The 13,468-nt window shown below is 55.0% G+C and carries 7 protein-coding genes; 4 read left to right on the top strand and 3 right to left on the bottom strand.

What is annotated here, in order from left to right; all coding sequences use genetic code 11:
- Positions 1 to 131: 131 nt before the first annotated feature.
- Together EIK79_RS11230 and EIK79_RS11235 are read right to left on the bottom strand one after the other, a co-directional pair.
- Positions 132 to 4,199 carry a beta-galactosidase small subunit-related protein gene (locus tag EIK79_RS11230; RefSeq protein ID WP_124955219.1) on the bottom strand — a complete coding sequence of 1,356 codons (4,068 nt, stop codon included), beginning with the start codon at positions 4,197 to 4,199 and terminating at the stop codon, positions 132 to 134.
- Between the two features lie 314 nt (positions 4,200 to 4,513).
- Entirely contained in the window at positions 4,514 to 5,095 is a 582-nt protein-coding gene (locus tag EIK79_RS11235) for a thymidine kinase (protein WP_124955220.1), read from the bottom strand.
- A 538-nt stretch (positions 5,096 to 5,633) separates the two neighbouring features.
- Between EIK79_RS11235 and EIK79_RS11240 the strand changes: the two genes are divergently transcribed.
- From EIK79_RS11240 to EIK79_RS19010, 3 genes are all read left to right on the top strand, one after another.
- Positions 5,634 to 9,323 carry a glycoside hydrolase family 97 catalytic domain-containing protein gene (locus EIK79_RS11240; protein ID WP_233738114.1) on the top strand — a complete coding sequence of 1,230 codons (3,690 nt, stop codon included), beginning with the start codon at positions 5,634 to 5,636 and terminating at the stop codon, positions 9,321 to 9,323.
- Between the two features lie 453 nt (positions 9,324 to 9,776).
- Positions 9,777 to 11,660, top strand: coding sequence for a hypothetical protein (locus EIK79_RS11245; protein WP_124955221.1), 1,884 nt, complete (start codon positions 9,777 to 9,779; stop codon positions 11,658 to 11,660).
- A 144-nt stretch (positions 11,661 to 11,804) separates the two neighbouring features.
- Positions 11,805 to 11,930, top strand: a complete 126-nt coding sequence (locus tag EIK79_RS19010) for a hypothetical protein (protein WP_267900536.1) — start codon at positions 11,805 to 11,807, stop codon at positions 11,928 to 11,930.
- 17 nt (positions 11,931 to 11,947) lie between these two features.
- On the opposite strand, the gene fer is transcribed toward EIK79_RS19010, so the two are convergent.
- Positions 11,948 to 12,589, bottom strand: a complete 642-nt coding sequence (gene fer / locus EIK79_RS11250; protein WP_124955222.1) for a ferredoxin Fer — start codon at positions 12,587 to 12,589, stop codon at positions 11,948 to 11,950.
- Between the two features lie 213 nt (positions 12,590 to 12,802).
- Between fer and EIK79_RS11255 the strand changes: the two genes are divergently transcribed.
- Positions 12,803 to 13,468, top strand: a 666-nt coding sequence (locus EIK79_RS11255; RefSeq protein WP_185715595.1) for a hypothetical protein, incomplete at its 3' end; no start/stop codon positions are given.

The raw sequence follows: 13,468 nt of genomic DNA on the forward strand, positions 1-13,468 counted from the left end.
TAGTGAGGCACTCTTCTATCGGGATGTTTTAGAAAACGCTGTTCTCCATCTTGGAATGTTAGTTATAACGATTGTGAATTCTAGAATCAATGGGGGGATGGATGAACGAATCGTCGACTAAAATACGGACCTTATCGGTCCGGATGAACGAGCGTCATTGGGTCCTCAGTTTCCGCATCGAAGGGGAGAAGGCTGACTTCGAACGACGTTTCTACCGGTTGAACCTGGTGTTCCTCATGCGGATCGATCGGCGTTCCGCCGACACCGGAGACGCGGTGATCGAGGTTGACCGCGATCGACCCTCTGTCTTCGAGTTCGTACTCGTGGGTAGCTGCTGCTACGTTCGAAAAGCGATTGCAGCTCACGTTTATCGGCTCCGCTCCGCGGGCGAGTAGTCCATTTTCTTCGTCGGTGAGCGCCACCCATCGGGTGTCGGTTTTGTTGCCGTTGTCCGTCGGCGGAAGGTAGGGCACATACTGGTCGGCAACCGTTCCAGCGTAGTGACCGATGTCGACACCGGTTTTCCGATCAGGAAACGTTTCTTGTGGCCCTCTGCCGTACCACTCGATATCCGCAAAGCGACTCGGTAGCTCCAGTTGCACCCCAACTTTGGGAAGATACCCGGTTACGATGGCTTTCAGTTCGTCGTTCGGGATGGCGTCGACGGCGATCGTGACGGCACCGTTGCCGAAGATCTGGTACTGGTAGGTCGTCTCGAACCCCGCAGACGATCCGTTCACTTCATTTCCGCGTGCGAAACTCTCTATGTCGATCTGTGCGTGCTCGTTCGTTCGTGAGACATCCACGGATTCGATCTCGTGATTGAGAGTATTGAGTCCGGCTGTCCGCCAGGCCGTCGCCTGTTCGCCGTTCCACTCTTGGGCGTCGTTCATAAGCGGGGCACGCCACGCGTTAAACAACGGTCCCCGATCGAGGATTTCAGTTCCCTCGTAACGCATCGACGTGAGTGTTCCCGCCGGTTTGTCGATCTCGTATTCGAAGTTCGTTCCTGTGACGGTTACCGCCGCTTCTGTTTCGGACACGCGTGGCGGCTGTCCGGCACTGAGCGGCGCTCGCTCCGGACGATCGACCGGTATCTCGAACTGTTCACGAGCGACCTCGTGGCCCGCATCGGCGTAGTCGGTCGCTTCGGGCTGTTGAAACGAAAGGTGCAACCAGTACTCCATTCCAGGCGCGGGATCGGTCGGTCGCTCGAACGGCACCCGAACCGGTTGTGTCTCTCCCGGCTCGATGTCAAGCTCCAACTCTCCCGACTGGACCGTCTCGTCAGCAACCAGCGTCCACTGACAGTCGAGTTCGTTCACGTTCGTGAACTGGTGGTGATTGGTGACGTACAGTTTCCCTGTAGATAGATCTTGAGGCTCGGCTTTCACCGGCTGATGGCTGTGCTTGAGCTGCCAGAGTTCGGGTTGTGGTTCGCGATCGGACCAGACCATCCCGTTGAGACAGAACGGATCCTCATCATAGAATTGGTAGCGCACCTGTTCCCCATCATCGGTGGTCGTGCGTGTGAGATCCTGGTTTACCCAGTCCCAGATGAAGCCGCCGTGGAGACTTTTATCGCGTAACAGCGTCCCAAAGGAGTAATCGAGAATCGCCGCGTCAGGATCGGCCGTCTGTACCTCGTCGACTGATAGCGCGCGATCGAACACGCGAACGGAATCGATCGTTACGGACGGCTCGGATCGGCCCTCGTGATCAGCCGTTCCGATCCGAACCGCTCCGCCGTTGTCGATCTGCTCCGGTGATCGATCGGTTTCGGTAATCAGCTCGCCGTTGAAGTACAACTGAAGACGATCTTCCTGACAGACACCGACGAGCGTGTGCCATCCTTCCTCGCTCGCCGCTGTCAGCGGTGATCCGACGGCTGAACGGTCACCGACGCTGAACGCTGGCCGACGACCGGGCTTGAGAGACAGCGCGTACTGTCCATCGTTCGAAACGAGATCGATGCTCGTTTTCGGATGGATCTCTGCAAACGAAACAGCGATCGAAAAGCCCGGGGAGGTAAAACTGAGTGCGTCCGTGTCCTCGACATCAACGTGATCGTCGCCACGAACGGTGATGCTCCCGTCCGTTCGTCCGGTGTCGACGGTTGGCGATCCGACAAGGACGCCGTCGTGACCGGTCCCGGATCCATCGCGGGCGCGTCTAACCGTCGGCTGGATGTGATTTGCCCACATTCGGTGGACCAGTCCGAGACTGCTTCCCATAGCGTGGTTGTACTCTCCCATCACGACCGGTCGGTTCCCGTTACCGGGCGAACCGTCGCCACTGGACCGGTCTCCGAATCGCGGGCTGTCGCTGACATCAGCCCCTTCGGCTAACCCTAACAACGTGTCGAGTTCGATGTACCGGGGACCGAGCATGTCAGCAAATTCGATGTCCCAGCCGCCACTGTTCGGTTGGTGATACAGCAGTCGATTCGGTGCCAACTCGGGCGCTTCGACGGTTCCGTCGAATGATTCGACTGGTTCGGGGGCGAGTCGAGTTGCGTCTGCGGTGCTGTCGGGAATCGTCGGGTCGTCGGCACCGATCGCCAGCGCGGCCATGTTGATGTGTTCGGCCGCTGTTCCGGCCTCGTTACCTGTCGACCACGAGAACACCGAGGCGTGATTGCGGTCACGTAGCACCATTCGCCGGAACCGAGAAACGGCCTGTTCGTGGTACGCGTCGGTTTCAGCGAGAATACCCTCCCACCAGTGCGTTTCACAACAGGCTTCATCCATCACGTAAATGCCGTACTCATCAGCGAGCCGGAGAAACGTCGGATCGTTCGGATAATGGGACGTTCGAACGGCGTTGACGTTGAACCGCTTCATCAGCTCGATGTCGGCACGCATCGTTTCGAGGGGCATTGTTCGACCGGTTTCGGGGTCGGTTTCGTGGCGGTTCGTGCCGCGCAGATTCACCGGTTCGCCGTTAACCAACACCTGCCCACCGGGACCGCCACGGCTGGCTTCGTACGTTCGGAACCCCACCTTGTCGAGCAACACTTCTATCGTTTGTCCGCGCTCAGAAATCAGTTCGAGCACGAGCGTGTACAGGGTCGGCTGCTCGGCGGACCACTGCTCTGGACGGCTGATTGTGCGTTCCATACTCACGACTCCGCCGTCGGAGTCTATCGTTGTCTGACCGACCAGCTCTGCTTTCGTTCCGTCGCCGTCCGGCTCGTGGAGCGAGGCACGGATCGAATACGTGTCTCCTACAGCGTCGGCGTAGTTCGCTACCTCTGCGTCGATCCGTAAGTGTCCGTCTCGGTATTCGTCGTCCAGTCCGGACTCGACGGCGAAATCTCGAACGTGGACGGACGGTGTCGAGAACAGGTACACATCCCGGTAGATCCCGGCGTACCGGAACATGTCGATCGCTTCGAGCGCTTCTCCATCGGAAAATCGGTACACCTGCACCGTGATCTCGTGTTCGCTGCCGGGGGTGATGTGCTCGGTGATGTCAAACTCTCCCGGCGTCATCGATCCCTGCTGGAAGCCCACGTACTGATCGTCTATCCACACGAAATACGCCTGTTTGACGCCAGCAAAGTGGACGAATACGCGTCGATTGTCCCAATCAGCCGGAACACGGAACTCTCTCTGATACGTGCCTGTCGGATTCACGTCGGGAATGTCGACGCTGCCATCGCTTGGAACCAGATCACCCTCCAGCTGTGGTTCATACCGCGTCCACGTCTCTCGCCAGTTGGCGTAGATCTGCTGGTCGTAACCGTCGATCTGCCACGGACGGGGGACGGTAGTGGTCTCCCAGTCGGTGTCGGTGTGTGTCGCCGGTCTCTGATCCGGTCGCTCATAAAAGGAGAAGCGCCACTCCCCGTTCAACAGTGTACAGTACTCCGATTCGGTGAACCGATCAGCGAGCGAGGTGAATCGCTCGTCCGATCGGCGGGCCGTCTCGACGGAATCATACGGTATCGTCGCCGTGGCGTGGGTCGGCTCGCGGTGTTGTTCGAACACCGAGGGTGTCTCGATGTACGCGGCGAGGTTGGTGATCCGACCGGGTCCGCCGGTTTCCGTCGATGGTGCGAGTGGACTGTCCGCTCCGGCCACCGTCTCCGTGGCCCACGCCGTCGATACAAGTGCGGTCCCCCCTGTCATCTGAAGAAACCGTCTGCGCGTCGTCGTGTAATCCGTCTCCGGTGTGGATGTCTCGTTCTCACTCATTGTCCTTACGGTTATCGTTAGCGAATGGTATTGTACTACAATGAGATTAATACTTTTCCATACTATCAAAAAACACTGGAATGCTATCCTGATGCGATGATTCACTCCCCAACGAGACACAAAACGGAGTCGGTAACACAGTTGAACACTGTGCTTCAACTGTTTAGTATACGAGAACGAACTGATGATCCCGTCTGACGCCTGAAACGCCTCTCAGAACGCTTTCTAGACGGACAGACGAGATTATATCAGGGAGCAGAAACACTGTGACCGGTCGTGTTCGTTCTCAGTGCAGGAACAGAACACCTCTGTTATTACTCTCGACGGACGACGTGACAGTTTCGACACCGAGCCTCGTAGGACTCTTCTGCAGCAACCATGATCGTCGGCTCATCGTAGTGGGCGGGTTTGCCGTCGATGAGTCGTTGGTTGCGTGTTGCGGGTTCACCACATTGGGTACAGATCGCTTGGAGTTTGTCGACGTATTCCGCGAGCGTCATGAGTTGCGCAAGCGGTTCAAACGGTTCGGCACGGAACGTTTGGTCTGTCCCGCTGACGATGACACGGCGACCGTCGTCAGCGAGGCGTTTGCAGATCGAAACCAGTTCTTTCGAAAAGAAGTTCGCTTCGTCGAGGGCGACGACTTCTTCGCCGTCGAGTGAGGCAAGGATTCGCTGTGGCTGTTCCTCATCGACTACTGTCGCGTTCCACGTCGCTCCCGTGTGAGTTCCGATCGTCGTCTCGCCGTAACGACCGTCGACGGCTGGTGTAAAGACGGCGACTGACTGTCCAGCGATTTCGGCCCGTCGTATCCGACGGAGTAGCTCCTCGGTTTTCCCCGAGAACATACAACCAGTGATTACCTCCACCCACCCGCTGTTCGTGATGGCGTTCATACCGGGCAGGCGGCAGGCGACAGTAAAAAGCTGTCGTCACTGATTGACGCCATCTTCGGAACGCTTCGGACGTTCGTCGGTGCCAGTTCCGGCTGTGTTTCCCATCCCACTCAAACACGTAGTACGTATCAGGGCTACTCGTTATTGTTGTATTAATTTTATAACTAAAGATAGGAATAGCAAAATTATATTTTCATCAAACAGCAGGAATTCGTCTGTAGAAACGTTGTGAAGAGGCAATAATGTGTGATGTATTGTTTCATCATTCTCTATGGTTTCGAAATGTCGGGATATCAACACCGCTGCAGGTCAATACAGCCTTCGACTTCACATCTCGGATCACTGATTGTTTTCGCCGTCTCGTTTCGCTCGAAAAACTGGAAAGATATTCGAGGTAACTGTTCCATTACAACCGTACCGGTGTCACGTGAACCTGATACCAGCGATTCGTTGTACCGGACGGCAACTTCCAGATATATATCGAATTTGGATCAGTCACCACAATCGTTAAGTTATTCTCTCCTAAATGAACGAGTGAATGACAGACGGTGTAGAGGATGATTCCTGTCGAATGGTAGATTCATCGATGATGAGTCGCCGGTCCTTCATGGGTGGCGTCGCCGCGCTCGCTGCGTCGGCGTACTCCCTGTCTGTTCCGGACGACGTCGCTGCACAGGTGACGGACGGTGACGATTCGGCTACGCAGACGGTTACCTCGCCAGACGGCCGTATAACAGTCACAGTCAACGCTTCGGAGGGAGGGTTGCACTACCGTGTTGTACACGACGAAACCACAGTTGTCGCGGATTCCGCGCTTGGGTTCGAGTTCCAAAACCAAGCACCATTTCGTGACGGACTCACCGTTACTGGGAGCGAACGCTCAACGGTAGATAAAACGTGGACGCCCGTGTGGGACCGGTACGACGAGATTCGTGAGCAGTACAACGAACTTCGGATTGGACTCGAAGAGCGCGAACAACCAGGACGGGCCGGAACGCTTGCGGTGCGTGTGTTCGACGATGGACTCGGGTTCCGATTCGTCTTTAGTGACACCTTCGGTGACCCCTTCGTCATCACCAGCGAACGCACGGAGTACAATTTCGCTGGTGATTACACCTCATGGTGGATTCCAAACGATTACAACAACTTCGAGGTGGAGTATGAACAGACGTCGCTGAGCGACGTTTCTTCGACGCTCGAAACGGAATGGGGTGGGGAGTTCGACGGCGTGCATACTCCGATGACGATGCGGATGAACGAGGACCGCTACGTCAGCGTCCACGAGGCGGCTCTCGACGATTACGCGTCGCTTGCTCTCACGCCGACCGATGGGACCGGCTTTGAATCCACGTTGGCACCCCTGCCAGACGGCACGAAAGTGTCTGCCTCCGCACCACATATGACGCCGTGGCGAACCATCCAGATCGGCACTCGGCCAGGGGCTCTCATTGAGTCGAACCTGATCGTCAACCTCAATGAAGCGTACAGCGACGGCGTGTTTTCTGCGGGAACCGATTGGATCGAGCCACAGAAATTCATTGGCGTTTGGTGGCTGATGATCACCGGCCGCGCCGATTGGGAGTATCAGGGATCACACACCGGTAACCACGGTGCACAGACCGGCCGGGCAAAACAGTACATGGATTTCGCCAGCGAACACGGCATTCCCGGCGTACTCATTGAAGGGTGGAACCAAGGATGGTCAAGTTATCCCGGCGACGGAAGTGAATTCGATTTCACTTCCTCGTATCCGGACTTTGATCTCCAAGCGGTAACCAGCTACGGGCCGCGTCTCGATCCCCCGACCCAGATGACGATGCACAACGAAACAGCCGGGGACTTTCAGACCTACGAATCCCAACTTGACGCGGCGTTCAGCTTGTACGACGACCTCGGTGTCCGGACTATCAAAAACGGATACGTCGCTGACAGCGGAGATCTGGCTGGTGAGGGCCACAACCATCACAACCAGATGTTGGTCAACCATCATACGCTCGTCGCTGAAACGGCGGCGGCGAATCGACAACTGCTCGATATGCACGAGCCGATCCATCCGACCGGTCGTCGACGAACGTATCCGAATCTCATGACTCGGGAAGGCGTGAAAGGACAAGAGTACGACTCGTTCGGCTCCATCAGCCCTGGACATCACGTGACATTCCCCTTCACACGGATGCTCGGCGGTCCTGTGGAGTTTACTCCGGGAATCTTCGACATGGAATCGGGATCCGGCGGCATCGAAACGACACGCGCAAAGCAATTGGCGATGTATCCGACGTACTTCAGCGGACTCCAGATGGTCGCGGATCTGCCGAGTTCGTATTTAGCTGACCAGCCAGCTACCCTGAGTGTCGGCAGTGTAACACAAGCGGAACACGGCGACCGTCACGGCTTTTCGACTGCCGCGCGATGGGGCAACGCACAGGGCGAGGCGTACGTTCCTGTCGATCCGAACGTCGCTGCCGGATCAACAGTCTCCTGGACCGTCGAGGCAGTCGACAGGGCCGGCGATTACGAGCTTCATCTCCGGTACGCTAGTGATGCAGACAACAACGCTGTTCCGGCAGACACCGACCGGACGGCGACCGTAACGGTCAACGGAGCCGCCAGTACCCAGATCAGTGTTCCGTCCACCGACTACTGGGATGTCTGGGAGACGGTTTCGACGACGGTGTCTCTGGAGTCCGGCGACAATGAGATCACTGTGACGATAACTGAAGAGGATACCGGCGGCTTTAACCTCGACGCCATCGCAGTCACGGAAACAGGCGTAGCGATGCCGGAACCAACACAGGATCCGATCCGCGGTCCGACGGTTCCGGAATTCCAGTTCATCGAGGACGTACCGGCAGCGGGGTGGGACGATACGCGCGTACTCGATGCCTCGATTGGGGAATATATGATAACTGCCCGACAGAAGGGTGATGAGTGGTACGTCGGTGTGATGACCGATGAAAACGGTCGCGCACTTGATGTACCTCTTGATTTCCTTTCTCCCGGTGCACGTGGCTCCACGGAAAGCGCGGGTGGGCCGGATGAGGCGGCTGCGGGTCCAAAATACGTTGCCGAAATCTACTCCGACGGCATTGACGCTGCGTTTGGTGCGAACCACTCGGATGTCCGCGTCGATACGGCCATTGTTGATCCGAGCACAACGGTGGTGGCGTCGATGATCGAGTCGGGCGGTACCGCTATCCGTCTTCGTCCGGCCCGAGGGTCTGACATTGCTGAGTTGCCGGTCTATGAACAGCCGGTTCAGGACATCACCGTCTCCATCGCCAGCGAAACGTTTGTTCAAGAACCGTTTGTTACGGCTACGGGATCCAACAGCGGTGCGTACATCGGCGGGACCACCATCGAGTTGATCGTAGACGGCGATCAGGAAGCAAGCGCGAACGTTCGCTATCCACCGCAGTCCTCTGATCGAACCTATTCATCTACCTACACCATCGACACGCCGGGGACGTACGACGTAACCGTGCGAACGGCCGATGGAACCTCGCTGGCCACGAAAACCGTACGGGTCAAACCGCCGGAAGTCGTCGCATCGCTCTCTGATCCGGCAGATGACGACGACGGGCCTGGCAACTACACCTATCCAACTGCCGATGCGTTCGAATCCGGAGCGTTCGATCTGCGATCGTTCACAGTCGAACAGACACCGAGTCGTTACGAATTCACGTTCGGGGTCACGAACCTCTACAATGCTTTCGGAAGCGACCGCGGATTCTCTCCGCAGATGTTCGTTCTCTGGGTGCGCGATCCCATCAAAGACGGTGGCTCGAAAAACAGCCTCGATGATCTGCAGGCCACCGTTTCCTTCGAACAGCCATGGCATTACCGCGTCGAAATCAGCGGTTTCACAAAGAGTGTCGTGGACGCGACGGGCACTCAAGTGACCGGTGACGCGGGCAACACTGTTGATCTGCACGAAACTGTTGATACATCGGCCGGCACCGTTACGCTGACCCTCGACCGTGCCGCTTTCGACGGCGTCGACGCCACGGAACTCGAAGTCGTTCCGATGGTGCAGTGTGAAGATCGGGGGACGTTACGTCCAGTCGCGGAACAGCACGCCGAATACGTCTTTGGTGGTGCTGCGTCCGGCGCGGTCGACACGGCACCACGAGTCATGGACGTGATTGTCTCTGGCGACACCTCCCAAGCGGAGGCGCTCAACTACACCACTGAACAACAGGCGTCGCTCCCGTTCATTTCAATGAAATAACTACTGGTTCAGAAAACTGAAATGTAAGGAAATTATAAATATTTTTGAAATATGTATAGTTTAACTATTCTGAGTGTCTACATTTATATATTTATTAAATTAATACCTAATTATATTTTGAATAAGTATTTAGAAAAATTATTAATTGTATTTCTATTTTTCTGTAGCCACTGTGGTTTTACTCCAATACGGGCGTACTGATGCTAAACTGGGAGATTACATAATCTCATACTCATCCACTATCCAAATGATTATACTAGATTTAATTCTAATACATTTTTCATTTTATAATACGAAAGATTAATATGTATGCAACAATAGTATTTTATATGGAAGACACAAGATCACCACATTCGTGTTACCCGTCGGTGAATGGACTAAACAGTTGCTATCCAGCCTTGTTCAGAATACCAACCACCATCAAAAGATGTCATCAAATAACTAGTTTAGAAAATGTCACTATCACATGAGAAGCCCTTGGAGGGCTACGCACGAAACATCGGTGGAAGTGCCGGGAAAGGGACTCACGGTGGTACAGCGGTCCAACGGCCGGCGGGAATGCCGACGAGAGACGACGCGACAGACATCGTGTCGACAGCTAGTGGATTGAAAGACGCTGTTGGTACCGATAACGCCATAGTCTACATCGATGACACGATAACGTTGCAGACGACGAAGCCGATATCTATTGGCTCAGGAGTTCAACTGGTCGGTGGCTTCTGCGATCCGACTGTTCCTGGCCGGGGACCCGTTATTGAACGAGACACCTATGAGAACACCTCAAACAAGACTGAGAACCCGACGTTCATATCGCGGTACAATGACAACCCCCCCACTCTTTGGGGAATTTCGATGCGCGGGCCGAACACGGATCAAGAATACTTCAAGCCAGCCGATTTAAATGATCGAGTGTCGACAGGGATCTGGTCTCTCGATACGTCGGGAACGTTCGAGGCGATCGGCTGTGAGTTCTGGGGTTGGACTCTTGCCGGGATCGCACTCGGTGCCACGAACAGCGAGACGGACGCTGATGTTATTCGATGTACGTTTCACTCGAATCTCATGGCGGGATACGGGTACGGTATCGAACAGTACAACGGTCACCTGTGGTGTGATCGGTCGTTCTACAATCGAAACCGGCATGGCATCTCCGGATTCGGTTATCCGTCGGAATCGTGGGTGCTGACGGAATCCGTCATTGGTCCGGATTGGATAAGCCACGCGATGGACATGCACCGTCTCATTCAGAACCGATCAGCGGAGTGGATCGACAAGCAGGGCTACGAACGCGATTGTGGTGGCGAGTATATCCACGTACGAGATTGTACGTTCATGAATACGAGGAGTATGCTGGGCGGCGGCGTCGAGGGGATCGTTCAGCGGGGCATCTCGGTTGAAGGCGATGAAGTGTGGGGATGTGACTTCTGGCACCCATCGCGCCCGGTGGCACCTGGTGATCGAGACGACGCCTACCGTGTAGAGGCGCGTGATTCGTGGGAGAAGTTCGATGCTCATGACAATGCGTTTGGTGGACCGAACACGGGCTTTGGCGCACCTCGGGCAACGGTTCCCGGAGAAACCGGAACAGTCGAACTCGATCACAGGTGGCGCACTATCACGCTCGATGACACGTATCGAGATCCGGTGGTGTTTATGAAACCAGTGACCGAACGCGGAACGCAACCGTGTCATACTCGTCTTCGAAACGTCGGATCAGACAGCTTCGATGTTCGGCTCGAAGAATGGGAGTATCTTAATGACGCACACGTTGTAGAACACGCTTCTTTTATTGTTTTGGAACGCGGCACGTATCGAGCGAGCACGGGGAAGCAGGTCGTGGTCGGAAGAACTCGAACCGATACAACGTTCGAATCAGTCTCGTTCGATTCCGATTTCAGCGATTCTCCAGTCGTACTTTCTCAATCACAAACCCACAACGGTTCGGATGCGATCGTCACCCGCAACAGTGACGTGCACTCCGACGGCTTTGCGGTTCGTCTGCAGGAGGAAGAGGGACAAGACGGTGGTCACGCTCTCGAAGCAGTGGGATACATTGCTCTCGAACGAGGAACGGTCGAATTGGCTGGAACAACGTTTGAAGTCGGACGAACTCCGAACGATGTCACACACGAGTGGTCACAGATACGCTTTCAAACCGCCAGAAACGATGCCCCTGTGTTTCTCGCGGATATGCAGATGTTCAATGGATCGGATCCGTGTAGCATTCGGTATCAGAATCTGAATCGGACGGGGGTTGATGTTCGGATACAGGAAGAACAGAGCGGGGACGACGAAACGGCCCACACCAAGGAAGTTGTGGGATACGTCGTTTCGTAATCGGTTCGTACAGTCGCGACCTCATCAATCGATTAGTAGTTGATCTCGGCCAACAGGACGTTCACAACCGCATGTATGTAATTTTATTATGGTAATCTATGGACGAACGCAACAGGTAACTGCTCTCGGAGCGTAGTAACTTACATGCGTCTCTCGACACTCATCATCGCACTCGGTATCGTTCTGTTCGTTCTTCCGGCTCCAGGAACGTTCGTCATTGGAGCTCTCGTAGTGTTCGTTGGTGTCCTCGCACGGTGGCTTGGATCGTAGAAGAGCGTAGTCTTTCGTCACTCCCTCCGACGGGCTTGCTCGAATGGTCGCGGAGGCAACTGGAGATCGTCGAGTTCCGGCAGGTGTTTGAGATTGTATACGACCTGCATTGTTTCTGTCATGGGCATCCCATTACAGGAGAGACGAATTCCTCGTTCACTCATCTCTGTGGGAAGGATGTGGTTGACAGGCATCGCTAGTTTTCCCGTGATGACTGCCACTGCACAGTTAGCACACGCTCCTCCCCGGCAAGCGAACGGCCACGCGAAGCCACGGTTTTCAGCGGCTTCTAGTAACGATTCGTGTGGTCGTACCAGAAATCGTCCGTAATCGATCACATCGAGCTGTATGGTGGCGGCCTTTTCAAACAGATCGTCATCACCGAGAGACCAACCATAATCGTCGAGTACCTCGTAGTTGAGGTATTCGACGCGGGATTTAGGATGATGATGGTTCGGGTCATCGACACGTTCCGAGTCGTACACTGGTGTTTCGCCGTCCGCTTTGAGCTGCTCGTACGCGGTTCGAACTCGCTGGAATTCGCTGGCTGATCCCCCGTGGTCCGGATGAACTTCCTTCACCCGCTGTCGATACGCACGATCGATCTCAGCGTCGTTTGCATCCGGGTCGATCCCGAGAATATCGAACGAGGAGACCACACGTCAAAAATGAACGGCGGAGACATAAGTCCTCTCTTCTCGTCAACGATCATCGGTTTCGGGTATCGGATCTGGTCGACGGGTACGATCGCAAGGACGTGAAAACGGAATATTCTTCAGGGCATCACCTCGTTTACAGATAGGCGGGCAAAGATGTAATAATATATTAATGAATAGATATAGTTAAGTTGATGGCATTAGTTCTATATTTTGATGTCTCGCTATCAGATGAATATCCCGACCGTCCTCACAGCTGTCATAATAGCAGGAACGGTGATTACGGGGATGTGGGTGCCCTATCAAGCTAGTGCTGTAGCGACGGGCGATACGAATGACCTTCCTCCTCCTACTACTCCGATCGAGTCTGGAAGTCCAATATCGGGCGAGATCGACGCGGAAACAGACATCGATTACTACTCGATTACTGTCGATGAACAGAGCGAACTGGTCGTCGATATTTCTGGTCCGAACAGCGATGAAACACCTGTATTCGCTGACGTGCTCACGTTTGAGGGTGTCCATCTTGAGACAATCGCTTCTTCTGAAGCGGAACCGCTGACACTCGATATTGCTCCCGATACGTATTATGTCAGTGTTGCTGCGTCTGAAGAGACGGAATACACTCTTACTGTGAGTGTCGATCAGCCCACACAGACACCGACGGAAACGCAACCCACGACGGTCACTACAACACAGACACCGACGGAAACACAGACACCGACAGTCACCACAACACAGACACCGACTGAAACACAACCCACGACAGTTGTCCCAACACAGACACCGACAGCCACCACAACACAGACACCGACGGAAACACAACCCACGACGGTCACTACAACACAGACACCGACAGTCACCACAACACACGACACCGAC

The organism is Halocatena pleomorpha (assembly GCF_003862495.1).
Taxonomy (GTDB): Archaea; Halobacteriota; Halobacteria; order Halobacteriales; family Haloarculaceae; genus Halocatena; species Halocatena pleomorpha.

Bases quoted from the DNA above. Each gene is read 5' to 3' on its own strand.
- EIK79_RS11240 (WP_233738114.1), top strand. From the start codon at position 5,634: ATGACAGACGGTGTAGAGGATGATTCCTGTCGAATGGTAGATTCATCG.
- EIK79_RS11245 (WP_124955221.1), top strand. From the start codon at position 9,777: ATGTCACTATCACATGAGAAGCCCTTGGAGGGCTACGCACGAAACATC.
- EIK79_RS19010 (WP_267900536.1), top strand. From the start codon at position 11,805: ATGCGTCTCTCGACACTCATCATCGCACTCGGTATCGTTCTGTTCGTT.
- EIK79_RS11230 (WP_124955219.1), bottom strand. From the start codon at position 4,199: ATGAGTGAGAACGAGACATCCACACCGGAGACGGATTACACGACGACG.
- EIK79_RS11235 (WP_124955220.1), bottom strand. From the start codon at position 5,095: ATGAACGCCATCACGAACAGCGGGTGGGTGGAGGTAATCACTGGTTGT.